The sequence below is a fragment of the Stenotrophomonas sp. JAG2 genome, assembly GCF_041080745.1.
Lineage (GTDB): Bacteria > Pseudomonadota > Gammaproteobacteria > Xanthomonadales > Xanthomonadaceae > Stenotrophomonas > Stenotrophomonas maltophilia_AA.
Genome location: NZ_JBEUMH010000001.1, coordinates 486,241 through 510,509, shown reverse-complemented (window position 1 = coordinate 510,509; position 24,269 = coordinate 486,241). Strand labels below are relative to the sequence as shown.

The 24,269-nt window shown below is 67.9% G+C and carries 28 protein-coding genes and 1 other RNA gene; 10 read left to right on the top strand and 19 right to left on the bottom strand.

Annotation, left to right across the window (positions count from 1 at the left end; translation table 11 throughout):
• Window positions 1-35: 35 nt before the first annotated feature.
• Window positions 36-908, bottom strand: a complete 873-nt coding sequence (locus tag AB9O74_RS02190; RefSeq protein WP_176988304.1) for an ion transporter — start codon at window positions 906-908, stop codon at window positions 36-38.
• 65 nt (window positions 909-973) lie between these two features.
• Here AB9O74_RS02190 and AB9O74_RS02185 point away from each other — a divergent pair, with 65 nt between their 5' ends.
• On the top strand, window positions 974-2,203 hold the full coding sequence (locus AB9O74_RS02185) for an acetylornithine transaminase (RefSeq protein WP_319208477.1): 1,230 nt from the start codon (window positions 974-976) through the stop codon (window positions 2,201-2,203).
• A gap of 38 nt (window positions 2,204-2,241) precedes the next feature.
• On the opposite strand, the gene AB9O74_RS02180 is transcribed toward AB9O74_RS02185, so the two are convergent.
• Window positions 2,242-2,853 (bottom strand): HAD-IA family hydrolase, encoded by a 612-nt coding sequence (locus AB9O74_RS02180; protein ID WP_369348226.1) that lies wholly within the window; start codon window positions 2,851-2,853, stop codon window positions 2,242-2,244.
• A 114-nt stretch (window positions 2,854-2,967) separates the two neighbouring features.
• On the opposite strand from AB9O74_RS02180, the gene azu reads away from it, so the two are divergent.
• Complete coding sequence (gene azu, locus AB9O74_RS02175) at window positions 2,968-3,426, top strand: azurin (RefSeq protein ID WP_369348225.1); 459 nt, start codon at window positions 2,968-2,970, stop codon at window positions 3,424-3,426.
• Between the two features lie 126 nt (window positions 3,427-3,552).
• Here the strand turns inward: azu and hemL are convergent, their stop codons facing one another.
• Together hemL and thiE are read right to left on the bottom strand one after the other, a co-directional pair.
• On the bottom strand, window positions 3,553-4,842 hold the full coding sequence (hemL, locus tag AB9O74_RS02170) for a glutamate-1-semialdehyde 2,1-aminomutase (RefSeq protein ID WP_179460164.1): 1,290 nt from the start codon (window positions 4,840-4,842) through the stop codon (window positions 3,553-3,555).
• A complete protein-coding gene (thiE, locus tag AB9O74_RS02165) occupies window positions 4,839-5,483 on the bottom strand; it encodes a thiamine phosphate synthase (RefSeq protein WP_369348224.1) in 645 nt (214 codons plus the stop codon). Before thiE ends, hemL begins: the two co-directional genes overlap by 4 nt.
• A gap of 72 nt (window positions 5,484-5,555) precedes the next feature.
• On the opposite strand from thiE, the gene AB9O74_RS02160 reads away from it, so the two are divergent.
• Complete coding sequence (locus AB9O74_RS02160; protein WP_037553342.1) at window positions 5,556-5,747, top strand: rubredoxin; 192 nt, start codon at window positions 5,556-5,558, stop codon at window positions 5,745-5,747.
• Between the two features lie 42 nt (window positions 5,748-5,789).
• Here the strand turns inward: AB9O74_RS02160 and AB9O74_RS02155 are convergent, their stop codons facing one another.
• The 8 genes from AB9O74_RS02155 to AB9O74_RS02120 all read right to left on the bottom strand — a co-directional run bounded on the left by AB9O74_RS02155 (window position 5,790) and on the right by AB9O74_RS02120 (window position 9,873).
• Window positions 5,790-6,635 carry a SirB1 family protein gene (locus AB9O74_RS02155; RefSeq protein WP_176988310.1) on the bottom strand — a complete coding sequence of 282 codons (846 nt, stop codon included), beginning with the start codon at window positions 6,633-6,635 and terminating at the stop codon, window positions 5,790-5,792.
• Between the two features lie 62 nt (window positions 6,636-6,697).
• On the bottom strand, window positions 6,698-7,150 hold the full coding sequence (locus AB9O74_RS02150; protein ID WP_176988311.1) for a DUF192 domain-containing protein: 453 nt from the start codon (window positions 7,148-7,150) through the stop codon (window positions 6,698-6,700).
• 46 nt (window positions 7,151-7,196) lie between these two features.
• Entirely contained in the window at window positions 7,197-7,844 is a 648-nt protein-coding gene (gene rpiA / locus AB9O74_RS02145) for a ribose-5-phosphate isomerase RpiA (RefSeq protein ID WP_369348223.1), read from the bottom strand.
• Window positions 7,845-7,871: 27 nt separating this feature from the next.
• Window positions 7,872-8,348: an EVE domain-containing protein gene (locus tag AB9O74_RS02140; protein WP_369348222.1), complete on the bottom strand. Its 477-nt coding sequence runs from the start codon at window positions 8,346-8,348 to the stop codon at window positions 7,872-7,874.
• A gap of 13 nt (window positions 8,349-8,361) precedes the next feature.
• Window positions 8,362-8,961 (bottom strand): 5-formyltetrahydrofolate cyclo-ligase, encoded by a 600-nt coding sequence (locus AB9O74_RS02135; protein ID WP_369348221.1) that lies wholly within the window; start codon window positions 8,959-8,961, stop codon window positions 8,362-8,364.
• Between the two features lie 79 nt (window positions 8,962-9,040).
• A non-coding RNA gene (gene ssrS / locus AB9O74_RS02130) (6S RNA) lies at window positions 9,041-9,225 on the bottom strand.
• Between the two features lie 130 nt (window positions 9,226-9,355).
• On the bottom strand, window positions 9,356-9,655 hold the full coding sequence (locus tag AB9O74_RS02125; RefSeq protein ID WP_176988315.1) for a cell division protein ZapA: 300 nt from the start codon (window positions 9,653-9,655) through the stop codon (window positions 9,356-9,358).
• Window positions 9,652-9,873: a TIGR02449 family protein gene (locus AB9O74_RS02120; protein WP_019183857.1), complete on the bottom strand. Its 222-nt coding sequence runs from the start codon at window positions 9,871-9,873 to the stop codon at window positions 9,652-9,654. Before AB9O74_RS02120 ends, AB9O74_RS02125 begins: the two co-directional genes overlap by 4 nt.
• A gap of 165 nt (window positions 9,874-10,038) precedes the next feature.
• Between AB9O74_RS02120 and AB9O74_RS02115 the strand changes: the two genes are divergently transcribed.
• Both AB9O74_RS02115 and AB9O74_RS02110 read left to right on the top strand, forming a co-directional pair.
• Window positions 10,039-10,587, top strand: a complete 549-nt coding sequence (locus AB9O74_RS02115) for a UPF0149 family protein (protein WP_176988316.1) — start codon at window positions 10,039-10,041, stop codon at window positions 10,585-10,587.
• A gap of 7 nt (window positions 10,588-10,594) precedes the next feature.
• Window positions 10,595-11,920, top strand: a complete 1,326-nt coding sequence (locus AB9O74_RS02110) for an aminopeptidase P N-terminal domain-containing protein (RefSeq protein WP_346489439.1) — start codon at window positions 10,595-10,597, stop codon at window positions 11,918-11,920.
• A gap of 133 nt (window positions 11,921-12,053) precedes the next feature.
• On the opposite strand, the gene pepQ is transcribed toward AB9O74_RS02110, so the two are convergent.
• The 7 genes from pepQ to rph all read right to left on the bottom strand — a co-directional run bounded on the left by pepQ (window position 12,054) and on the right by rph (window position 19,352).
• Window positions 12,054-13,382, bottom strand: a complete 1,329-nt coding sequence (pepQ, locus tag AB9O74_RS02105) for a Xaa-Pro dipeptidase (RefSeq protein WP_176988317.1) — start codon at window positions 13,380-13,382, stop codon at window positions 12,054-12,056.
• Between the two features lie 82 nt (window positions 13,383-13,464).
• Window positions 13,465-13,815 (bottom strand): PilZ domain-containing protein, encoded by a 351-nt coding sequence (locus tag AB9O74_RS02100; RefSeq protein WP_346479248.1) that lies wholly within the window; start codon window positions 13,813-13,815, stop codon window positions 13,465-13,467.
• Window positions 13,812-16,301, bottom strand: a complete 2,490-nt coding sequence (locus AB9O74_RS02095) for a DUF1631 domain-containing protein (protein ID WP_369348220.1) — start codon at window positions 16,299-16,301, stop codon at window positions 13,812-13,814. The genes AB9O74_RS02100 and AB9O74_RS02095 overlap by 4 nt, the downstream gene beginning before the upstream one ends.
• A gap of 129 nt (window positions 16,302-16,430) precedes the next feature.
• Entirely contained in the window at window positions 16,431-17,648 is a 1,218-nt protein-coding gene (gene hemW, locus AB9O74_RS02090; protein WP_369348219.1) for a radical SAM family heme chaperone HemW, read from the bottom strand.
• Window positions 17,648-18,241 (bottom strand): RdgB/HAM1 family non-canonical purine NTP pyrophosphatase, encoded by a 594-nt coding sequence (gene rdgB / locus AB9O74_RS02085; protein ID WP_369348218.1) that lies wholly within the window; start codon window positions 18,239-18,241, stop codon window positions 17,648-17,650. Before rdgB ends, hemW begins: the two co-directional genes overlap by 1 nt.
• Complete coding sequence (locus tag AB9O74_RS02080) at window positions 18,238-18,627, bottom strand: VOC family protein (protein ID WP_179460176.1); 390 nt, start codon at window positions 18,625-18,627, stop codon at window positions 18,238-18,240. The genes rdgB and AB9O74_RS02080 overlap by 4 nt, the downstream gene beginning before the upstream one ends.
• Entirely contained in the window at window positions 18,624-19,352 is a 729-nt protein-coding gene (gene rph, locus AB9O74_RS02075) for a ribonuclease PH (protein ID WP_176988322.1), read from the bottom strand. The genes AB9O74_RS02080 and rph overlap by 4 nt, the downstream gene beginning before the upstream one ends.
• A 121-nt stretch (window positions 19,353-19,473) precedes the next feature.
• On the opposite strand from rph, the gene AB9O74_RS02070 reads away from it, so the two are divergent.
• The 5 genes from AB9O74_RS02070 (at window position 19,474) to AB9O74_RS02050 (ending at window position 24,269) form a co-directional block, all read left to right on the top strand.
• On the top strand, window positions 19,474-20,334 hold the full coding sequence (locus tag AB9O74_RS02070) for a YicC/YloC family endoribonuclease (protein WP_369348217.1): 861 nt from the start codon (window positions 19,474-19,476) through the stop codon (window positions 20,332-20,334).
• Window positions 20,331-20,996, top strand: coding sequence for a guanylate kinase (gene gmk, locus AB9O74_RS02065; RefSeq protein WP_369348216.1), 666 nt, complete (start codon window positions 20,331-20,333; stop codon window positions 20,994-20,996). Before AB9O74_RS02070 ends, gmk begins: the two co-directional genes overlap by 4 nt.
• A gap of 112 nt (window positions 20,997-21,108) precedes the next feature.
• A complete protein-coding gene (rpoZ, locus tag AB9O74_RS02060; protein WP_176988325.1) occupies window positions 21,109-21,408 on the top strand; it encodes a DNA-directed RNA polymerase subunit omega in 300 nt (99 codons plus the stop codon).
• A 157-nt stretch (window positions 21,409-21,565) separates the two neighbouring features.
• Complete coding sequence (locus tag AB9O74_RS02055; RefSeq protein WP_179460178.1) at window positions 21,566-23,725, top strand: bifunctional (p)ppGpp synthetase/guanosine-3',5'-bis(diphosphate) 3'-pyrophosphohydrolase; 2,160 nt, start codon at window positions 21,566-21,568, stop codon at window positions 23,723-23,725.
• 151 nt (window positions 23,726-23,876) lie between these two features.
• Window positions 23,877-24,269, top strand: a complete 393-nt coding sequence (locus tag AB9O74_RS02050; protein WP_369348215.1) for a RidA family protein — start codon at window positions 23,877-23,879, stop codon at window positions 24,267-24,269.

The window sequence follows — 24,269 nt, the reverse complement described above, 5'->3', positions numbered from 1 at the left end:
CGCGGCGGGCTGCCTGGCGGCCCGCCGCGCGCTGATCAGACGTTGAACACCGGGGGCAGTTTGTCGCCGCAATGGCGACAGTGCACGGCATCCGGTTCGTGGCCTTCCAGGCCACAGTGCGGGCACCCGCGTGCATCCCGGCGCGCGGCATGCTCGGCATCGCGCATGGTGTTGGCCAGTTCGGCGGTGTAGATGCCGGTCGGCACCGCGATGATGCTGTAGCCGATCAGGATCAGCACCGAGGTGACGAAGCGGCCGAGCACGGTCTGCGGCACGATGTCGCCGAAGCCCACCGTGGCCATGGTCACCACCGCCCAGTACATGCTGCTGGGGATGCTGGTGAAGCCGTGGTTGGGGCCTTCGATCACGTACATCATGGTGCCGGCGATGATGGTGATGGTGATCACCGTGAACAGGAACAGCAGCACTTTGCGGCGGCTGCGCCACAGCGACTCCATCAGCACGCCGCTCTCTTCGATGTAGCGGGTCAGCTTGAGGATGCGGAACACCCGCAGGATGCGCAGCGCGCGCACCACCAGCAGGCTCTGCGCGCCGGGGATGAACAGCGACAGGTAGGTCGGCAGGATCGACGCCACGTCGATGATGCCCCAGATGCTGAATGCGTAGCGCAGCGGGCGTTTGACCACCACCAGCCGCAGCAGGTATTCGCCGGTGAACAGGATCGTGAAGCCCCATTCGAGCACGTACAGCCAGTCGGCATAGGCCGCGTGGAAGCGCTGCACGCTGTCGAACATGACCACCACCACGCTGGCGATGATCGCGTAGACCAGCAGCAGGTCGAAATTGCGCGAGGGCCGGGTGTCGTGGCGGTAGATGATGTCGAACCACTGGCGGCGCCAGCCGGACTCGGTGGCGGGGTTGAGCTGGGGGGCGGTGAACGGTCGCATGGCCCGCATTGTGCCCCACCGGCCCAAAGCGCGAGAATGGGATCTTTCCCGAGCCCCCGACCGCCATGACCGCCGCTGCCACCGATCCGCTGTTGTCCCTGTCGCATTACTACCTGCCGGTCTACAAACCGCGCCAGGTGGTGCTCGAGCGCGGCCAGGGCGCGCGCGTCTGGGACACCCAGGGCCGCGAGTTCATCGACCTGGCCGCCGGCATCGCCGTGTGCGGCCTGGGCCACCACGATCCGGACCTGACCGCGGCGCTGATCGAGCAGGCCGGCAAGCTCTGGCACACCAGCAACGTGTTCTACAGCGAACCGCCGCTGCGCCTGGCCGAAGAGCTGGTCACCGCCTCGCGCTTCGCCGAGCGCGTGTTCCTGTGCAATTCCGGCGCCGAAGCGAACGAAGTGGCGATCAAGCTGGTCCGCAAGTGGGCCTCCTCGCTGGGCCGCCCGGCGCACCAGCGCGTGATCGTGACCTTCCGCGGGAGCTTCCACGGGCGCACCCTGGCCGCGGTGACCGCCACCGCCCAGCCGAAGTACCAGGAGGGCTACGAGCCGCTGCCCGGTGGCTTCCGCTATGTCGATTTCAACGATGAGGTGCAGCTGGAAACCGCGATGGCCGCCGGCGATGTCGCCGCGGTGATGCTCGAGCCGATCCAGGGCGAGGGCGGCGTGATGCCGGCCAAGCCGGGCTTCCTGAAGCGCGTGCGCGAGCTGTGCGACCAGCACAATGCCCTGGTCGTGCTCGATGAGATCCAGGTCGGCATGGGCCGCACCGGCACCCTGTTCGCGCACTGGCAGGACAACATCACGCCCGACATCGTCACCCTGGCCAAGGCGCTGGGCGGCGGCTTCCCGATCGGCGCGATGCTGGCCGGCCCGAAGGTCGCCGAGGTGATGCAGTTCGGCGCGCATGGCACCACCTTCGGCGGCAACCCGCTGGCCGCGGCCGTAGCCCGCGTGGCGCTGCGCAAGCTGTCCTCGCCCGAGATCGCACACAACGTCAGCCGCCAGTCGCAGGCGCTGCGCGATGGCCTGGGCAGGATCAACGACGAGTTCAAGGTGTTCAGCCAGGTCCGCGGCCGCGGCCTGATGCTGGGCGCGGTGCTGGACAAGGACTTCGCCGGCCAGGCCGGTCCCATCCTCGACCACGCCGCCGACCACGGCCTGCTGACCCTGCAGGCGGGCCCGGACGTGCTGCGCTTCGTGCCGTCGCTGAACATCACCGATGAAGAAATCGCCGAAGGCCTGAAGCGGCTTCGCGCAGCGGTCGCTTCGTTCATCGCGTCGCGCTGATCGAAGTCCCCTGCGGTAGAGCCGACCGTTGGTCGGCTCTACCGCAGGGTGTACCGTTTCATGACCTTGCCGAACGCGCGGCTGTCCGTCGCGGTCTCGGCCTGCAGGCCTGCCTGCCGCGCACCGCGCACGTTGACGAAGAGGTCATCGACGAACAGCGTGCGATCGGCGCGCGCGCCGAGCCGTTCCACTGCCTGGGTGAATATCGCCGGGTCCGGCTTGCGCCCGCCCAGTGCACCGCTGCACAGGATGCGGCCGTGCAGGGCATCGGCCAAGGTCGGCAGCAGCTGCGGAATCGTCCGTGCCATCAATTCGCCGTTGTTGGTCAGGATCGCGATCGGCAACGTCCGGGCGATCCGTGCCACACGCTCGATGACGCCTGATTCCTGTGTGCACGCCGCGATGCGCGCCGCCTGCCATTGCGCGATGCTGATCGTGGTCTGCAGCGCGTCACCCAGTTGCTGAAGGTACGCGTCCGTCGCCATGCCGCTGTCGTAGGCGCGCTCCAGCCCACTGTCGAACAGCGCCGCCTGCACCTGCGCCGCACTGCAGCCGATGCTCGCGGCGAGATGGCGCACGCGCAGATGCCGTGCATAGCGCACCAGCACGCCATCGAAATCCAGCAGCAGGCACTCGATCGCAGGGGGCATCGGGGGAGTCTCGTCCAGGTCCAAGGCTGACCGTAACCCAGCCGGGGGCTGCGCTGCGACATCGCGTCGCACGTCGCCTGCACGGGCGGTCACTAGAATCGCGGGGACTGCTCGATGGAGATCGCCTTGAAACTGCTTGCCCCCGTGTTGCTCGCCGGCCTGATGCTGGCCCCGGCCGCCCATGCGCGTGTCTGCGCGATCGCCCTCGACAGCACCGACCAGATGAGCTTCAGCCAGAAGGAACTCAAGGTTGCAGCGGACTGCACCCAGGTGAAGCTGACGCTGCGCCACACCGGCAAGCTGGCCGCGACCGCGATGGGCCACAACTGGGTGCTGACCCGCACGGCCGATTACCAGCCGGTGGCGATGGCCGGCATGCGCGCGACGTTGGCCGACAGCTACCTGCCCAAGGGCGATGCACGCGTGCTGGCGCACACGTCGGTGATCGGCGGTGGGCAGACCACCAGCGTCACCTTCTCCACCGCCAAGCTGACCAAAGGCGGCGACTACACGTTCTTCTGCTCGTTCCCGGGCCACTTCGCGATGATGAAAGGCCGCTTCGTGTTCGGTTGAACTCCGACAGCGAACGGCGGGTAGGTACCGACCGTTGGTCGGTAGACGAGGTGACGACCAACGGAATAACAGGGACGGAATAACAGGGACGGAGGTGGTTATTAATTACCTCCGTCCCCGTTTTTGTCAGCCTTTCACGACCTTGAAGGCTTCGCGCGCTGCCTCCAGCGTCGCATCGATGATGGCGTCGTCGTGGGCGCTGGACAGGAACCCGGCCTCATAGGCCGATGGCGCCAGGAACACGCCGCGCTCCAGCATCGCGTGGAAGAAGGTGTTGAACGCGGCGATGTCGCAGGCGGTCGCCTGGGCGTAGGTCTCCACCTTCTGATCGGTGAAGAACAGGCCGAACATCGCGCCGACCTGGGTCGTGGTCACCGCAACCCCGGCCTCGGCGGCGGCGGCTTCCAGCCCGGTGCACAGGCGTGCCGCCGCGGCGCCCAGGCGATCATGGAAGCCCGGTTCCTGCACCAGCTCCAGCATCGCCAGGCCCGCGGCCATCGCCACCGGATTGCCACTCAGGGTGCCGGCCTGATAGATCGGGCCCGCCGGGGAAATCTGCGACATCAGCTCGCGGCGACCGCCGTAAGCGCCCACCGGCATGCCGCCACCGATGATCTTGCCGAAGGTGGTCAGGTCCGGGGTCACGCCGTAATGCGCCTGCGCGCCACCGAGGGCCACGCGGAAGCCGGTCATCACTTCATCGAAGATCAGCACCGTGCCGTACTGCGTGCACAGCGCGCGCAGGTGCTGCAGGTAGCCCTCGCGCGGCGGAATGCAGTTGGCGTTGCCGACCACCGGTTCGATGATCAGGCCGGCGATGTGCTCGCCCTGTTCGGCGAACAGCGCCGTGGCCGCATCGAAATCGTTGTACGGCAGGGTCAGGGTGAGTTCGCTCAGGCCCGCGGGAACGCCCGGCGAGGTCGGTACGCCCAGGGTCAGCATGCCGCTGCCGGCCTTGACCAGGAACGAGTCGCCGTGGCCGTGGTAGCAGCCTTCGAACTTGACGATGCGGCTGCGGCCGGTGGCGCCGCGCGCCAGCCGGATCGCCGACAGCGTGGCCTCGGTCCCGGAGTTGACCATGCGCACCATCTCGCAGGAGGGCACCAGCCGGGTCAGGGTCTCGGCCATGGTCACTTCGGCTTCGCAGGGCGCGCCGAACGACAGACCGTTGCCGATCGCCTGCTTGACCGCCTGGCGCACGGCCGTGTGGTTGTGGCCGACGATCATCGGGCCCCAGGAGCCGACGTAATCGATGTAGCGGTTGCCGTCCACGTCATACAGGTACGGGCCATCGGCGCGCTGCACGAAGAACGGCTCGCCACCGACCGATTTGAACGCGCGCACCGGCGAGTTGACGCCGCCCGGGAGCAGCTTCTGGGCGCGGGTGAACAGGGCGTGGGACTGGTCGTGGTTCATGCGGTCGATTCCTGGAAGCAAGCAAGGTAGGCGTGCAGCGTGGCGACCGGGTCGGGCGCGGCGTACACGCTGCTGATGACGGCGACCAGATCGGCGCCGGCAGCGATGAGCAGTCCCACATTGTCCGGGGTCAGCCCCCCGATCGCCACCCGCGGTACGCCCAGTGCGGCGCTTTGCCGCAGCAGGTCCGGTGGCGCCCGGCGGGTGGTGGCCTTGCTGGTGCTGGGGAAGAAGGCCCCGAAGGCGACGTAGCTGGCGCCCGCGGCAACCGCGCGCTCGGCCAGTGCCAGCGTGTCATAGCAGGACGCGCCGATGATGGCATCCGGGCCAAGCAGGGCGCGGGCCTTGGCGATATCGCCATCGTCCTCGCCCAGGTGCACGCCGGCCGCACCGACCGCCTGGGCCAGGGCGACGTCGTCATTGATGATCAACGGCACCGCGTAGGGCTCGCACAGACCCTGCAGCGCCGCCGCCTGGGCGCGGCGCAGCGCGGTGTCGGCGGTCTTGTTGCGGTACTGCAGCCAGGTCGCGCCCGCCGCCAGCAGCGGCGCGGTGCGCGCCAGCAGCCGCGCGGTATCGGGCTCGTCGGGGGTGATGAGGTAGACGCCGCGGGGCGGCGTGGGGGCTGAAGCGTGATTCATCAATGGCTACCGGTAGCGCAACGGGAGTGGGACAATGACCACTGTCAGCTCTTGTCTCGCCGTGATTATCCGATGACCGACGCTACCGCCACCACCTTCCGCACCTGGATGTGCGTTGTCTGCGGCTTCCTGTACCGGGAAGAAGACGGGCTGCCGGAAGAGGGCATCGCCCCGGGCACGCGCTGGGAAGACATTCCCGATACCTGGACCTGCCCGGACTGCGGCGTGACCAAGGATGATTTCGAGATGGTCGAAGTCGACTGAGGCACGACCCGGCGTCATCGCCTGGCGGCCGTCACGGCGCGCTCAGTGCAGGCGCGGCACCGCACCACCCAGCCCGACCAGCTTCTCGCGCACGAACTGGGCGTCGCTGGCCTTGGCATTGCGCTTGAGGTACAGCCCCAGGTCGCTGCGCGCGCCGGCCTCGTAATCCAGCTGCAGGTAGGCCATGCCGCGATCGCGGAGGGCGTCGTCCTGCTCGGGCGCCAGCTTCAGCAGGCGGTCGGCACTGCGCGCGGCGCGGTCCCATTCCCCCCGTTCGACGTACACGCCATGCAGGTTGCGCAGCATCCGCATCAGGATCGCGCGCGCCGGGGCCGGGTCGAGGATCTGCGCCAGCACGTCGTCGTCGGGCACTTCACCGCCCAGGTGCGAGCGCGCGCGTTCGCGCAGTTCTTCCACCCCCAGCGGGCGGCCCCCGTTGAACGGGTCCATCACCAGCACGCCGTCGTTGAGCGGCAGGCGCACCAGGAAGTGGCCGGGGAAGGACACCCCGTCCAGCGGGATGCCGAGCCGGCGCGAGACTTCCATCTGCACCAGTGCCAGCGAGATCGGGTTGCCCAGGCGGCGTTCGAAGACCTGGTTCAGATAGCTGTTGCGCGGATCGTAGTACTCGCCATGGTCGCCGCTGTAGCCCAGCTCGTCGAACAGGTGGCGGTTGACCGCGGCGATCTTCAGCGGCCACATGTCGATCGTGGCGATCTCGGTGCGCAGGTGGTCGGCGTGGCTCTGCAGGACCGCGTCGTAGACGGCAGGGTCCAGGTCCGGGTATTCGTCCCGGGCGATCAGCAGCGCGGTCGGCAACAGAGGCAGCGCCTCGTCGTCCAGCTCGGCCAGCGATTCCCACGTCGGCAATGTGATCTGCCCCTGCATGGGACAAGACTGGCGACAAACGCGCCGCGATTCAAGGGCGCGGCGCGTTTATCAGACTAGTTTTACTTGTCGTCGGCGATGCCGGGGCCGAACTTCAGTTCGGTGCCGTCTTTCAGCGCCATCTTCTCGGCCTGCCCGGCGTTGAGTTCCAGCACGTAACGGGCCGGCTCGCTGCTGGGGTAGGGCGGGCAACGATCGCCGGCCGAGCACGGCGGCACGTCGCGCTGCTGGCTGACCAGGCGGCGCTGCGCATCGAAGTACAGGATGTCCAGGGCGATCTTGGTGTTCTTCATCCAGTACGCCTGCAGCTCTTCGCGTTCGTGGATGAACAGCATGCCGTGGTCGTCCGGCATCTGGTCGCGGAACATCAGGCCGCGGGCGCGGGTGTCATCGTTGGTGGCCAGTTCAACGTGGTAACGGTTGCCGTCCAGTTCCACCCAGTGACGGGCGTTGGTGCTGGCGCAGCCGGCGAGGGTCAGCAGCAGGAGCAGGGGCAGCAGGCGCAGCAGGGACATGGGAGTGCCTCGTTGGGGCGGCCGTCGCGGGGCGACGGCCAGGGGATCAGATCACGATCGGCGGCTCACCGCCCACGATCACCACATCGGCCGGACGGCGTGCGAACAGGCCCACGCTCACCACGCCCGGCAGCTGGTTGAGCTCGCGCTCCAGCTTCACCGGATCGGTGATTTCCAGGTGGTGGATGTCCAGGATCACATTGCCGTTGTCGGTGACCACGCCTTCACGCCACGCCGGCTGGCCGCCGGTCATGTCCATGATGCGGCGGGCGACCAGGCTGCGCGCCATCGGGATCACTTCCACCGGCAGCGGGAATTTGCCCAGCACCTTCACCTGCTTGCTCGGGTCGATGATGCACACGAAGCGCTCGCTGGCCTCGGCGATGATCTTCTCGCGGGTCAGCGCGGCGCCGCCGCCCTTGATCAGGTTCTTGTTGCCGTCGCACTCGTCGGCGCCATCCACGTACAGCGACAGGGTGCCGGTGTGGTTGAGCTCGAACACCTCGATGCCGTGCTGCTTCAGGCGTGCGGTGCTCTGGTCCGAGCTGGACACGGCGCCCTTGATGCGGTGCTGGATCTTGGCCAGGGCGTCGATGAAGTAGGCGACGGTCGAGCCGGTACCGACCCCGACGATCATGCCGTCTTCGACGTATTCAATGGCTTTTTCAGCGGCCAGGCGCTTGGCTTCGGACATGGCGGGCAACTCTTGGAGGAAAGGGGGTCAGTGCTTTTCCAGCGACAGCAGCAGCTTCCACTGCGCGGCGGTCACCGGGAGGATGGAGAGGCGGTTGCCGCGCGCGGTCAACGGGAACCCTTCGCCCAGCGCATCGGCGTGCAGCTTGATCTCGTCCAGCGAAATGGTGTCGCGCAGTTTGCGCTCGAAGGCGACGTCCACCAGCATCCAGCGCGGTTCTTCGCAGGTCGCCTTGGAATCGTAATAGTCCGATTTGGGATCGAACTGGGTGTCGTCCGGGTAGGCCTCGCTGGCCACCGTGGCCAGCCCGACGATGCCCGGCACCTTGGTGTTGGAGTGGTAGAACATCACCCCGTCGCCGACCTTCATGCCGTCGCGCATGAAGTTGCGCGCCTGGTAGTTGCGCACGCCGTTCCAGGGCTCGCGGCCTACGCGCTGCAGATCATCGATGGAAAAGGCGTCCGGTTCGGACTTCATCAGCCAGTAGCGCTTGCGTGCGGTCATGCGGAGTCTTTGATTACTGTAGGTGCCGACCATCGGTCGGTACGCAGACAAGGGTGGAGACGTCGGTGCAGATCGCATCCACCGCGACGTCCCACGGTTGTACCGGCAGGTCATCGACCTGCTGGACCGAGAAGCCGACCCCGACCAGCCACGGCGGCGCCGGGCGCTGGTGGCGGAATGCGAAGCTGCGATCATACCAGCCGCCTCCCATGCCCAGCCGGCGGCCCTGTGCGTCGAAACCGACCAGCGGCGCCACGACCAAGGCCATCTGTTCCGGCGCGAGCGTGTCCTCCAGCGCAACCTCGGGTTCGGGGATGCCGAAGCGGTTGGCGGTCAGCGCCTGGCCTGGGCGCCACGGCGCGAAGCGCAGCGTCTTCTCATGCAGCACCGGCAGGCAGTAGGTGAGCCCGGCGGGCAACTGCATCTGCCAACGGTGCAGCGCGATCTCGCCATCCATCGCCCAGTAGCCGGCGACGTGGCCCTGGGTGGGCGCGAAAGGAAGGGAGAGCAGGCCATCAGCCAAGTGTTCGGCGGCGGCCAGGCGCACGGCGGCGGGGAGATCACGGCGGCGTTGGCGCAGCTGCTGGCGCAGTGCGGAGCGCGGGTCGGTCATGCCTGGGTCCGGAGCGTGCGGGGGAAGCGGATAAAACAAGAGCGACGTCCCAAGGGAACGCCGCTCTTGCTGGAATATTGCATTCTCCGCCGTGACGATGCATGCGAAACGACCTTGAACCCGGGGTTCAAGTGGGTACGCTGGGGTTCCATCGGGCTTCCCGCTACAAGGCGGACTTGCACTCCCGGCGCCGTCGCGCACCCGTGGTCGTAATTAAGGGACAAGGCGAATGTTTGCACACGCCGTCGTTCACAGCAGAGAACGCGACGAGGATTATAGCCCTCTTGTGCGATTCGACCAGTCCGTTCGTCGGTCGGATTGCACGTCAATTCAGATCGATGAAGGCCATGCGATGTACTTGTGCGATCGGCCATCGCGTGGAACCCGCCGTGGATCACCCTGCGCCGTCGAAGGCGCGATCCAGGCGGCGGTTCAGATCGCCCAGGGTCTGCTGCAGCGCGATCGCCTGGCGGGCATGCTCATCGCGCAGCTGCTGCAGTTCGTGGGCCAGGTTCAGCGCGGCCAGCACCGCGACCCGGTCAACCGCGGCCATCCGGTTGCTGCCGCGGATCTCGCGCATCTTGGCGTCCAGCAGCCGGGCGGCGGCGGTCAGGCTCTCGCGTTCCTCCGCGCCCACGCCCACCGTGTATTCACGATCCAGGATGCGGACACTGACCGGTTCGGTCTGGCTCATGTGTGCTGCTCCAGGGATTTGAGGCGGGTGATCATCGCTTCGACCCGGGAGCGGGCCTGTTCGTTCTTGGCCAGCAGCTGGGAGCGTTCGGCGACCAGCTGCTCCTGCTGGTGGCGCAGGCTGCGGTTCTCGTCGGCCAGGCGCTGGTTGCGCTCCAGCAACGCCTCCACCCGGGCGGCGAAGGCCTGCAATTGGGCGATGGCATCGGCGGGTTCCATGTCCGGCACGATAGGCAAGGGCGGATGGGGCGGTCAAGCGAATATTGACGGGGCCTGCGGGCGGTCGGCCCCGGGGCACCGGGGCGGGGCCCGGTGGCGGCCATCGCAACCCGGTGGACACGGGTGGATTGCTACACTGTGGCGCTCACAAACCGTAGCCCCAAGATGACCGAACTCCCGAGTGTCGACGACGTAAACCAGGCCAGCCAGGCCTTGGGCCTGGGCGCCAGCGCCGCTGAACTGCACGGCGGCCTGTGCGGCTGGCTGTCCGCCGGCGGTGCGCCGGTGCGTGAATGGCCGGCCCGCGTGCTGGCCGATGACAACCTGCCGACCCCGGCCGAAGGCGACGCGCTGTCGCGGCTGCTCGATGCCAGCGTGGCGCAGCTGGAAGACCGTGACTTCGCGTTCGAGCTGCTGCTGAGCGATGCCAGCGACACCGCTCAGCAGGCCGATGCGCTGTTCACCTGGGCGCGCGCGTTCCTCGGGGGCTTCGGGCTCGGCTCGGGCCAGAACCGCCCGGCGCTGTCGGAAGAGGGCGACGAGGCCCTGACCGATCTGGCCAAGCTTGCCCAGGCCTCCAGCGAAGACTTCGAAAGCGGCAACGACGATGACGAAGACGCACTGGCCGAGATCGAGGAGTTCATCCGCGTGGCGGTGCTGCTGCTGCACGGTGACTGCGTCATGGCCGCGCGCCATCGGCAGCGTCTGAACTGAGATGGATATCCGGCAGCTGACCGGCATCTCCGCCGCCGAATACACGCGTCGTCGCCAGCAGTTGATGGAAATGGCCGGCGATGACGCGATCCTGGTGCTGCCGGCCGCGTCCGAGCGGGTGCGCAGCCTGGATACGCATTATCCGTTCCGCCAGGACTCGGACTTCTGGTACCTGAGCGGCTTTCCGGAACCGGAGGCCGTGCTGGTCCTGATTCCGGGCCGCCGCCATGGCGAGGTGATCCTGTTCTGCCGCGAGCGCGACGCCGACCGCGAAGCCTGGGATGGCGCGCGCGCCGGCCAGGAAGGTGCAGTGTCGCAGTACGGCATGGACGACGCCTACCCGATCGACGATCTGGACGACATCCTGCCCGGTCTGCTGGAAGGGCGCTCGCGGGTGTACTACCACTTCGGTCGCGATGCCGAGTTCGATCTCAAGCTGATCGGCTGGGTCAACCGGGTGCGCTCGCAGGTGCGCCATGGTGCGCAGCCGCCGCATGAATTCCTGGAGCTGGGCCACCTGCTGCACGAGCAGCGGCTGTTCAAATCGACCGCGGAAATCGCGGTGATGCAGCGCGCCGCCGACATCAGCGTGCAGGCCCACCGTGCCGCGATGCACGTGGCGCGGCCGGGCATCCACGAGTACGAACTGCAGGCCGACCTGGAGCGTGTGTTCCGTGCCAATGATGCGTGCGCGGCCTACAGCAGCATCGTCGGTGCCGGTGCCAACGGCTGCATCCTGCACTACCGCGACAACAACGCGCGCTCGCACGATGGCGATCTGGTCCTGATCGATGCCGGTGCCGAGTACCGTGGATACGCCAGTGACATCACCCGTACCTTCCCGGTCAACGGCCGCTTCACCGCCGAGCAACGCGCGCTGCATGACCTGGTCGGTGCGGCGCAGGCGGCGGCGCTGGCCCAGGCCCGCCCGGGCAATGCCTATGAAGCCGGCCACCTGGCTGCGGTGGAGACCCTGACCGAGGGCCTGCTGCGGCTGGGCCTGCTCAAGGGCACGCTGGAAGAGAACATCGCCGAAGCGCATTACCAGCGGTTCTACCGGCACAAGACCGGACACTGGTTGGGCCTGGACGTGCACGACGTCGGCGATTACCGGCTGGCCGGGGATTCGCGGATGCTGGAGCCGGGCATGGTGTTCACCATCGAGCCGGGCCTCTATGTCTCACCGGACGACCGCAGCGTGGAAGCGCGCTGGCGTGGCATCGGCATCCGCACCGAAGACGACGTGCTGATCACCGAGGACGGCCATCAGGTGCTGACCGCTGCGTTGGCACGCAGTGCCGATGAGATCGAAGAAGACATGGCGAAGCGCTGATCCGCTTCAGGGTAGAGCCACCCCATGGGTGGCTGCGGGGTGCGTGACGAAGGCACCGGTGGCCGTGCGGCACTACCGCGATGTCGGGATTGTCGGGGTGGTGCCGACCGTGGGCCGGCACCCGCATTCCCCCTCAGCTGGCCGCCGCGAACACCGGCCGGGTCAGGTTGTCGGCATCGCCTTCGGTGCACAGCACTTCATCCTCGATGCGCACGCCGCCATACGGACGGAAGAAGTCCACGCGGTCCCAGTTGATGCTGGCGCCGTTGCCGGCCTGCTTCACTTCGTCCAGCAGCATGTCGATGAAGTACACGCCCGGCTCGATGGTGACCACCATGCCCGGCTCCAGCGCGCGGGTCATGCGCAGGTACGGGTGGCCCTGCGGACGCTCGATGCGGCCACCGCGGTCGCTGGCGGCAAAGCCGGCCACGTCGTGCACCTGCAGCCCGATCAGATGGCCGAGGCCGTGCGGGAAGAACGCCGCGCTCACGCCGGTGGCCAGCGCGGCCTCCGGCGAGACGGTGAGCACGCCGAAGTCCTTGAGGATGCCCATCAGCGACAGGTGCGCGTCGATGTGCAGCTGCTTGTAGTCCACCCCGGCGCGCACGCCGGCACCCATCTGCTGCTGAGCCGCGTCGACCGCGTCGATCAGCGCCTGGAATTCGTCATGGCCGCTGGCGGCATAGGTGCGGGTGATGTCGCTGGCATAGCCATGGGCACTGGCGCCGGCGTCGATCAGGAAACTGCGCAGCGGGGTCGGCGCGCTGCGGCCCAGGTCGGTGTAGTGCAGCACGGCGGCATGTTCGTTGAGGCCGATGATGTTGCCGTACGGCAGTTCATTGGCGTCCTGGCCGACCGCGCGGCAATACGCCATGTGGATCTCGAATTCGCTGGCACCGGCGCGGAACGCGGCTTCGGCAGCGCGGTGGCCGCGCACGCCCAGCCGCTGCGCTTCGCGCATCAAGGCGATTTCATACGGGGTCTTGTAGCCGCGCTGCCAGTCCAGGTAGTCGATGACCGGTGCCGGATTGTTCGGCACGAACGCGCCCAGCGCGCTCTGCGGCTCGCCGAGAATGGCGCAGCGGGTGGGATCCTTGGGCAGCAGTGCCAGCGCAGCGTCCGGCGTGCGGATGATCTCGATGTCGACATGCTCGACCCACCAGCCGTTCGGCGCATCCGGCACCACGTGCCAGTAATCGAAGGGCTGGTAGAAGATCAGCGTGGGCCGCTGGCCCGGCGTGTACACCAGCCAGCTGTTGGGCAGCTTGGTCAGCGGCAGCCAGGCCTTGAAGTTCGGGTTGACCGCATACGGGTAATCGCGATCATCGAATGCCTGGTAATGCTGGGTGCCGCTGGGAATCACCAGATGATCGAAGCCGCCACGGGCCAGCGCTTCGTCGGCGCGCTGGCGCATCACGCTGGCATGGTGGGAATACAGGGCGCCGAGGTCTGGATGGTTCATGGCATGAGGCTCGCTGACAGTGCGGAATGCAGCCCTAGATTCTGCCGCAATCGGGCCCTCGGCGCTGTGCCGGAACCGGCGCTCAGACTGCCGAAGTTTCCTCTGCGATCCACTGCCGCAGCTGCTCGCGCGATTCGCGCGCCAGGGTCAGGAAGCGGAAGCCCACCCAGGCCTGGCCGGGTGCATGGGTCTGCTCGCTCCACAGCAGGTGCACACCGACATCGATCAGCAAGGGCTGCCCCTGCGGGCCGGTGATGGTGAACTGCAGCTGGTAGAGCGCGTCGTCCTGCATCGGCACCGACGCCAGCATCAGCATGCCGGTTTCGGAGACATTGCCCAGCCGACCGATCACGGTCTCGGCCATCCGGTCGGTCACCGGCACCAGCTCGGCCACCTGGCGGCGGGGTGCGCGTCGGGTATCGGGCGAGGTCATTCGGCGTTCTCCGCAGGGGTGCCCGCCAGCGAACGCAGCGTACGCAGCGTGGCCTGCCAGGCGCGGTCGATCAGCCGACCCTTGTCTTCAGTGACGATCCGCACCTGGCCGTGCGCCATCAGCCGTGCCAGTGCGTCCAGGGAATGCTCGCCGACTTTCTGCCCGCGCTGATTGACGAACAGGGCGTTGTCGGTGATCAGGCTGTACCAGGACAGCCGCTGCCGGCGGATATCCCCCTGCTGGTTGGTGGTGAATTCGAACCAGGTGCCGAACGGCAGCGTGCGCAGCTGGCGATAGCAGTCGTCCTCGGCCGTGCTGCGGGCCAGCGGGGCGACCCTGCGTGGATCGCTGGCCTCGGCCTGTTCGCCCAGGCGTGTGCGTGCGCGCAGGCGGGCGGTGAGTTCGGTACGCGAGCTGCTGTCGTCCGCACCGCCGGGCGTGGACAGCCGGCGCGCGATCGCGGCCGCTTCGTCCTGGTGGTAGCCGACCTGCAGCAACGCGGACTCGACCTGGGTGCCCAGCGCCTCGTCGCGTTCGGCCGCGCCCGGCGCCAGGCAGGTGACCTCGGCGATCCGGGTGGTTTCCTGCTGGCGCTGCTGCCACTGCGGCGAGGTCTCGCCGTTGCGCAGCAGGGTGAGCGTGAGTACATCCGACCACGCCTGTTTCAGCAGCGCCTGCACGAAGCGGGGCGGCGCGGCCTGCGTGCAGAGCTGCTCGATGCTGGCGCTGGCCTGCTGCTTGGCCGCTTCCAGCCGCTCCCTGCCGCGGGCCGCTTCGACATGACGGCGCTCGGCCAGTTCGGCCTTGTGGGCGAGGGCGCGGAAGTGCTGCTGGATCTCTTCGTTGGCGGTGTCGAACACGGCGACGTCGCCGTCGTATTCGTTGACCACCTGATCCACGGCATGCCCCAGCTTCTGCACCAGCTGCGGATCCACGTCCTCCTCGCCCAGCCAGTTGGCGCCGGCCTCGGCCACCGCATTGAGCAGTTCGCGCGCGGGGTGCTGGTCGCGCACGAAGAAGGCCGGGTCGGACAGGGCCGCGCGGGCGACGGGGACCTGCAGACGGGTCAGCAGGTCGGCGGCCACGGCCTCGGGCCGGACCTCGCGCTGGATCTGCCCGTACAACATGTCGAGCAGGTCGAAGGTGTCGCTGTCCTTGACCGTCAGGGCGGCGTGCGCGCCATGGTCGGCGCGGACCTGGGCGAGCAGGGCGTTGTGCAGGTCGGCCATGCTGCGGCGGGCACCCCCCGGAGCGACGGCCTGGCTCTGCAGCCGGGCCAGCGTGGCGTGCACGGCTTCGGCGGGCACGGCCTGTGCGGTGGGGGATTCGGGGGCGAGAAACGCACTGTCGGTCGGCTGCCCGGACTGCCCGGACTGCCCGGGCAGCTCGCTGGTCGCCGCGACGGCCTGCACCGCCATCGCGTCGCCGCCCGGCACCGTGCCGGCGGCATGCGCCTGGCGGGCGGCGCCGAGCAACTGGTGCAGGGCCGACATCGCCGGGGCGCCGAGGTCCGCCGTCGCAGGCGCGGCGTTGCTGGCCGGCGCAGAGGCGGACGACGATGCAGGTGCAGCGCCAGCGTCACCGCCGGGCGCGCTCAAGGCCGGGCCGGCGGCCGGCGCCGTCATCGCCATGGCCTCCTGGGTCATCGCCGCCCAGCCGGCGCTCGGCGCGCCGCCGTTCCAGCCGGTCAGCGGCCGCGCGGCGGCACCTCCGCGTGCGCCGGGCAGGCCACGTTCGGGCCCGGTGATGATCCGGCGCGTGGTCGCCGAGCGCGCCAGGTACGGGGTGTACACGAGTCCGGGCAGCACGCCCTCGTGCGCGAGCAGGATGTTGGCGCGCTCCAGCAGTTCGCCGAGCCGCTCCAGCAGTTGCCGATCGAATACGCGGTACAGCGCCAGCTGCGTTTCCAGCCCCAGCGCGAACTGTTCGCCCAGCTCGCGCACGATCCGGCACAGCGCCTGCGGACCGAACGGCAGGTCATCGGCATCGAAGGCCGGTCCGGCGGCGAGCACGCCGAAGCGCTGGCCAAGCAGCTGCAGGGCACTGGCCGAGCGCTGGGCTTCGCGGCGGATGATGTCCACCAGCACGATGTCGCGGTCCACGTCGGTGTCGTTGACCAGGGTCAGCGCGGTCGCCGGGACGGAGACGTCGGTCGGCACGATGCGCTGGGTATGGCGCGGGCCGCGCAGCGTGGCCAGGCTGGCGGCCAGCGCGTCCAGGAAGCGCGGGCCGAACTGCGCGTTGACCTCGTGCAGCTGGCGGGCCTGGGCAAATATGTCGGCCTGGATCTGGCTGTTGCGCGCGCGTTCGGCGTCGCGGAACAGTTCGCGTTCGAGCTCCACGATGGTCAGCTTGAGCGGGGCGGTAAGGGTCTGCACGGCCAGCCCGTGCAGCGCCCCCAGCAGGCGGCGCACGCGCGGCGGTGCGGCCACGTCCGCGAAGCGGGTCATGTCGGGCTGGGACGACGAAGGTGCGGGCGCAGACATCCGATGTTCTTCCAGCTCCCCTGAGAACACGGAATCTAACGGTTTCGCGGGATGCCCGCCATAACGGACGGTCGGGATGTCTGTAGCCGGCCAGCGGCCGGCACTACCGTTGAGGCAGGCGCCGTGCCTTCAGGGCAGGAACAGCTCGACGACGTCGTTGGTGAAGCGTCGGCCCAGTTCGGTCGGCGTGGCGCGGTCGCCGCTGACGGTCATCCAGCCGTTGGCCACGGCCACGCCCAGCGGCGCGGCGATCTGCGCGCGGTCCAGGCCGGTGCGCGATTCGAAATCCTTCAGGCCGAACCCCTCATGCAGGCGCAGCAGGTTGAGCATGTACTCGAACGGCAGGCGATCGGCACTGATCACATCGTCGCCGCCGATCGAGGCCGCGGTACCGGCGGTGTCCATGAAGGTCTGCGGGTGCTTGTGCTTCCAGCGGCGCAGCACGTGCTGTTCGGCACCGCTGCTGATCTTGCCGTGCGCGCCGGCGCCGATGCCCAGGTAGTCGCCGAAGCGCCAGTAATTGAGGTTGTGCTGGCTCTGCCGGCCGGGCCTGGCGTAGGCACTGACCTCGTACTGCGCGTAGCCGGCGTCGGCCAGCATCTGCTGGCAGTGCTCCTGGATGTCCCACGCCGAATCCTCGTCGGGGATGCCCTGCGGCGGCCGCGCGAAGAACACGGTGTTCGGTTCCAGCGTGAGCTGGTAGTGCGACATGTGCGTGGGCTGCAGCGCGAAGGCGCGCTCCAGGTCATGCTCGGCCTGCGCCAGCGTCTGCTGCGGCAGCGCATACATCAGGTCGATGTTGAAGTTGTCGTAGCCGGCGTCCTGCGCCAGTTTCACCGCACGCTCGGCCTCGGTGCTGTCGTGGATGCGGCCCAGGCGCTTGAGCGCCTCGTCGTTGAAGGTCTGGATGCCGAAACTGATCCGGTTCACCCCGGCCGCGCGGTAACGATCGAAACGCCCGTGCTCGGCGGTGCCCGGGTTGGTCTCCAGGGTCACTTCCAGGTTCGGCGCGAAGCGCAGCCGGGCCGAGGCGGCCTGCAGGAAGCGGTCGATCGCCTCCGGCGGGAACAGGCTGGGCGTGCCGCCACCGAAGAACACACTGCTCACCACCCGGCCCCAGACCAGCGGCAGGTCCTGGTCGAGGTCGCGGATCAGCACGTCGATGTAGGCCTCGAACGGCAGCTCGCCCTTGGCCGCATGCGAGTTGAAATCGCAGTACGGGCATTTGCGTACGCACCAGGGCAGGTGCACGTACAGCGCCAGCGGCGGTGGCACCAGCCGCGGGGCGTGGTCGTGATCGCCGGTGCAGGCTTCGCCGGGCAGGTGGGAGCAGTGGTCGTGTGACATCAGAGCAGGGCGGGCAGTTTCTGCTTGAGCAGCTGCAGCGCCTTGGCGCGGTGGCTCATCGCGTTCTTCAGGTCCGGCGCCATTTCAGCAGCGGTCTGCGCCAGCACCGGGTCCAGGAACAGTGGGTTGTAACCGAAGCCATGGCTGCCGCGCAGTTCATCGACGATCACGCCTTCCCAGCTGCCTTCGCAGATCAGCGGCTGCGGGTCATTGGCATGGCGCAGCAGCACGATCACCGCGTAGAAGCGGGCGCTGCGGCGCTCGGCCGGTACGTCGCGCATCACCTCGAGCAGCTTGGCGTTGTTGGCCGCATCGTTGGTGGGGCTGCCGGCATAGCGCGCGCTGTACAGGCCGGGCGCGCCGTCGAGCGCATCCACGATCAGGCCCGAATCGTCGGCCAGCGCAGGCAGGCCGGTGCTCTGGCAGGCATGGCGTGCCTTGATCAGCGCGTTCTCGACGAAGGTCAGGCCGGTTTCCGGCACGTCGCTGACGCCCAGTTCGCCCTGCGCCACGATCTCCAGCGGCAGGCCGGTGAGCATGGCCTGCAGTTCCTTCAGTTTGCCGGCGTTGCCGCTGGCCAGGACCAGTTTCATTGCTTGGGCTCCAGCAGATCCCACGTATTGCCGTAGAGGTCGCGGAACACCGCGACCGTTGCGTAGACCTCCTCGCGTGGGGTTTCGAGGAAGGTCACGCCACGCGCGGTCATCGCCGCGTGGTCGCGCCAGAAATCATCGGTGTTCAGGAAGAAGCCGACCCGGCCGCCGGTCTGGTTGCCGATCCGCGCGCGCTGTTCGTCGTTGCTGGCGCGCGCCAGCAACAAGGCGGCCGCGCTGCCGTCGGTTGGCCCGACCACCACCCAGCGCTTGTCGCCCTGGTCGATGTCATCGATCAGGCTGAAGCCCAGCGCGCCGGTGTACCAGGCGATCGCTTCGTCGTAGTCGGCCACCACCAGGGTGGTCAGGGCGATGCGACGGTTCATGCCTGGGCCAGGGCCGCCTGCTGCGCGGCGAACAGATCCTTGATGCCCTTCTCGGCCAGTGCCAGCAGCGCATCCAGCTCATCGCGGCGGAAGGCATGGCCTTCGGCGGTGCCCTGCAGCTCGATGAAGCCGCCGCCGTCGTTCATCACGACGTTCATGTCGGTATCGCAATCGCTGTCTTCGGCGTAATCCAGATCCAGCACCGGGGTGCCACGGTAGATGCCCACCGAGACGGCGGCGACCGCACCGAAGATCGGGTTGCGCTTGATGTCGCCGCGCTTGATCAGGAAGTTCACCGCGTCGACCAGGGCCACGTACGCGCCGGTGATCGCGGCGGTACGGGTGCCGCCATCGGCCTGCAGTACATCGCAGTCGAGCGTGATGGTGCGCTCGCCGAGCGCACCGCGATCGATGCAGGCGCGCAGGGTGCGGCCGATCAGGCGCTGGATCTCCAGCGTGCGGCCCCCCTGCTTGCCGCGGGCGGCTTCGCGATCGTTACGGGTGTGGGTCGAACGCGGCAGCATGCCGTACTCGGCGGTCACCCAGCCTTCGCCCTTGCCACGCAGGAAGCCCGGCACGCGGTTCTCCACGCTGGCCGTGCACAGCACGCGGGTCTCACCGAAGCTGACCAGGACCGAGCCCTCGGCGTGACGGGTGAAGGCGCGCTCGATGCGCACTTCGCGCAGCTGGTCGGCCTGGCGGCCGCTGGGACGGGAATCAGTCATGCTCAAGTTCCGGTAAGACGGGGGGATGCGGGGCCACGCCCGGGCCGGGGACCGGCGGGCGAGGAGGCTCTGAGGAGACCGCTAGGGTACCATTTGCACTTTGAGAGCACCGGAAACCCGCATGATTCGAAGCATGACCGCCTATGCCAACGGCGAGCGCGCCACCCGCTGGGGCACGCTGGCCTGCGAGCTGCGCTCGGTCAACCACCGGTTCCTGGAGGTCGGCGTGCGCCTGCCCGAAGAACTGCGTGCGTTGGAGCCGCACCTGCGCGAGCGCGTCGCTTCGCGCTGCAGCCGCGGCAAGATCGATCTGGTCATGCGCCTGCGCGCGCCGGAGGTCACCGGTGCCCTGGTGGTCAACGATGCGCTGCTCGGCCAGCTCGGCGAGCTGGCGACCCGGTTGTCCTCGGGCTTCCCGAGCCTGCAGGTGAGTTTCACCGAGCTGCTGCAGATGCCGGGCGTGATGCAGGGTGAGGCGGTCGATGCCGCCGCGCTGCATGCCGAAGCCCTGGCCCTGCTGGATACCGCGCTGGACGGCTTCGTCGCCGCGCGTGAGCGTGAAGGCGACAAGCTCGCCACCGCGATCCAGGAGCGCGTGGACAGCATCGAGCGCATCGCCGCCGAGGTCACCACCCTGATCCCGCTGATCCGCGAAGGCCAGCGCACCAAGCTGGCGGCCCGGCTGGCCGACCTGCCGCAGCCGGTCGATCCCGGCCGCGCCGAGCAGGAGCTGGTGATGTGGCTGCAGAAGCTGGACGTGGATGAGGAACTGGACCGCCTGGGCAGCCACATCGCCGAGATCCGCCGCGTCTTCACGCAGCGCGAGCCGGTCGGCCGCCGCCTGGACTTCCTGCTGCAGGAGTTCAACCGCGAGGCCAACACGCTGGGCTCCAAGTCGGTGGACAGCCGCACCTCCAATGCCGCCGTCGAGCTGAAGGTGCTGATCGACCAGATCCGCGAACAGGTGCAGAACATCGAATGAGCAGCCAGACCCCGCCCGTCGGTGCGCCTGCACGCGGCACCCTGTACATCGTGGCCGCGCCCTCCGGCGCCGGCAAGAGCAGCATCGTCAACGCCACCCTGGCCCGCGACCCGCAGATTGCCCTGTCGATCTCGTTCACCTCGCGCGCCACCCGCCCGGGTGAGGTCAACGGCGAGCACTACCACTTCGTCAGCGCCGAGGAATTCGAATCGATGATCGCCGCCGGCGACTTCTTCGAGCATGCCTGGGTGCATGGCGACTGGAAGGGCACCGCGCGGCAGTCGGTCGAGCCGCAGTTGTCGGCCGGCCAGGACGTGCTGCTGGAGATCGACTGGCAGGGCGCCCAGCAGGTCCGCCAGCTGGTGCCGGGCACGGTCACGGTGTTCATCCTGCCGCCGTCCAAGCAGGCACTGCAGGACCGGATGCGCAAGCGCGGGCAGGACAGCGAGGCGGTGATCGCCCAGCGCCTGGCCGCCGCGCGTGAAGAAATGCTGCACTTCAACGACTTCGACTACGTGATCGTCAACGAAGTCTTCGAGACCGCGGTGGATGAACTGTGCGCCATCTTCACGGCCAGCCGCCTGCGCCGGGAGGCCCAGAAGGTCCGCCACGCGGGCCTCATCCAGGCCCTGCTGACCCAGGACCCGCCCACAAACGACTGATTCCAAACGGGGTGCTAGCCGGTTGGCTTGATTTTGTCCAGCCCTGGCGGGTACACTCCGTCCCCTTTCCCTCATTCGATTGAGCAGCCCTCACCGGCTGCCGGGAGCCCGCATGGCCCGCATCACCGTAGAAGATTGTCTGGAAGTCGTGAACAACCGTTTCGAACTGGTCATGATGGCGTCCAAGCGCGCCCGTCAGCTGGCCAATGGCGTCCAGGCCACCCTGGACAACAGCGAAACCGAAGACAAGCCGACCGTGCTGGCGCTGCGCGAAATTGCCGCCCGCAAGATCGACAACGCCCTGATCGACGAAGTCGAGAAGTCCGAGCGCGAGCGTGCCGAGCGTGAAGCATTGGAGTGGGCCGCTGCCGAGGTCGTCGCCGACGAAGACATGTCCAAGAACGACGACTGATCGCCTCGCGCGTACGTTGTTGTTGCTGCGAACAGCCCGCCTTTTGGCGGGCTGTTTCGTTTGTGCCGCCAGTGGCTGCGGTCGGGGCGTGTTGTTGCAGGTGAAACTCCCTGTTCAGGGATTTGCCGATATCACGCCGCTGGCATAGTCTTTGAGCATGAACCCAGGCCCCACTGCCAAGGTCGCCACGCCCGCCGGCGCGGCCGTACCCGACTATGTCCTCCAGCTTGAGCGCGCAGCGCACTATCTGCCGCCCGATCAACTGCCGCTGCTGCGCCGCGCCTGGGAAGTAGGCGCTGCCGCGCATGCCGGCCAGACCCGCAAGTCGGGCGAGCCCTACATCACCCACCCGGTCGCCGTGGCCCAGGTGCTGGCCGAGCTCGGCCTGGACGTGGAGGCGTTGATCGCCGCGATCCTGCACGACACCATCGAAGACACGCCGCTGACCCGCGAGGAGCTGGCCGCCGAGTTCGGCGAAGCCGTGGCCGAGCTGGTCGATGGTGTCACCAAGCTGGACAAGCTGAAGTTCCGCGACCGCCAGGAAGCGGCGGCCGAGAGCTTCCGCAAGATGCTGCTGGCCATGTCGCGCGACCTGCGCGTGATCATGATCAAGCTGGCCGACCGCCTGCACAATATGCGCACGCTCGGCGCGCAGAGCCGCGAGGCCCGCGGCCGCATCGCACGCGAGACGCTGGAGATCTACGCCCCGATCGCGCAGCGGCTGGGCATGAGCCTGGTCAAGAGCGAGCTGCAGAACCTGGGCTTCAAGGCGCTGTACCCGTGGCGCCACGCGATCCTGGAAAAACACATCCGCAGCCAGCCGGTGGTCCGCCGCGAGGCGATGGCGCAGGTGGAGGTGCAGCTGAGCCAGCGCCTGGCCAAGGAAGGGCTGGAGCACCGCCTGGTCAGTCGCATCAAGACGCCGTGGAGCATCTACAACAAGATGTGCGACGAGAACAAATCCTTCGATCAGGTGATGGATGTGTTCGGGTTCCGGTTGGTGGTGCGCAACGTGCCCAACTGCTATCACGCGCTGGGTTCGGTGCATGCCACGTTCAAACCGCTGGATGGGCGCTTCCGCGATTTCATCGCGATTCCCAAGGCCAACGGCTACCAGTCGCTGCATACGGTGTTGTTCGGTCCGTACGGTTCGCCGATCGAGGTGCAGATCCGCACCGAAGAGATGGACCTGATCGCCGAGCGCGGCGTGGCGGCGCACTGGACGTACAAGTTCGGTGGCGATTCGCCCAACAGCGCGCAGAGCCGCGCGCATGCGTGGATCGTGGAGTTGATCGATTCGCAGCGGGCCGCCGGCTCGTCGCTGGAATTCCTGGATAACGTCAAGGTGGACCTGTTCCCGGACGAGGTCTATCTGTTCACGCCCAAGGGCAAGATCCTGGCCTTGCCGCGCAATTCCACCGCGCTCGATTTCGCGTACGCGGTGCATACCGACGTGGGCAACATGGCGGTGGCCTCGCGGGTCGACAAGAAGCTGGTCCCGCTGCGCACGAAACTGGTCAGCGGGCAGACGGTGGAAGTGATCACCGCCCGTTCGGCCACGCCGAAGCCGCAGTGGCTGGAGTTCGTGGTCAGTTCGAAGGCGCGTACCGCGATCCGTCACCAGCTCAAGCAGCTGGAACACGAGGACGCCGTGCAGTTGGGCCACCGGATGCTGGACCGCGCGCTGGAGGCGATGGACAGCTCGCTGGAGCGCCTGCCGAAGGGGCGCCTGGATGCCTTCCTGGCCGAACACCGGTACCCGCGCCTGGAGGCGCTGCTGGCCGAGGTGGCACTGGGCAACTGGATGCCGAACCAGGCCGCGCAGGCACTGATGGCGTATGCGGAGCTGCGCGGCGGGGCGCATTCCAAGCATTCGCAGGAAAAGATCCTGATCAACGGCAGCGAGCGCGGGGTGGTGAGCTTCGCGAACTGCTGCCAGCCGATCCCGGGCGACGACATCATGGGGTACCACACGGCCGGCAAGGGCATCGTGGTGCACCGGCTGGATTGCCCGAACCTGGCGGAACTGCGCAAGTCGCCGGAGCGCTGGGTGCCGATCGGGTGGGATACGACGGTGTCGGGCGACTACGATACGTCGCTGATCGTGGAGGTCGAGAACGGGACCGGCGTGCTGGCACAGTTGGCGGCGGCGATCGCGCAGAGCCATTCGAACATCGAGCGCGTGGATTATCTGGATCGCGATTTCAATGCGGCGGTGCTGTGCTTCAACGTGCAGGTGCGTGATCGGAACCATCTGGCGGAAGTGATGCGCAGGCTGCGGCGTTTGTCCGTGGTGCAGTCGGTACGGCGGCAATGATTGCCCCGGCGGCCGGCCGGATGACAGCATTCCGGTAGATCCACGCCATGCGTGGATGCTCTCCGTTCCGGCACCGGGAAGCCACGCATGGCGTGGCGCTACCCGTTCCGGCGGTACAATCGCGTTCCCCCTTTTGAACCGTGGAGCTCCCATGTCCCGTCAGATCATCACCAGTGCCAAGGCCCCGGCCGCCATCGGTCCGTATTCGCAGGCCGTGCGTGCGGGCAATACCGTGTATTTCTCGGGCCAGATTCCGCTGGATCCGGCCACCAGTGAGATCGTCGGTGTGGGCGATATCGAGGCGCAGGCGCGTCGTGCGTTCGACAACCTGAAGGCCGTCGCCGAAGAAGCAGGCGGTTCGCTGGATCAGATCGTCCGCCTGGGCCTGTACCTGACCGATCTGGGCGAGTTCGCCAAGGTCAATGCCGTCATGCAGGACTACTTCAAGGCGCCGTTCCCGGCCCGCTCCACCATCGAAGTCGCGGGTCTGCCGAAGGCCGCCAACTTCGAAGTCGATGCGGTGATGGTGCTCGACCAGGCCTGA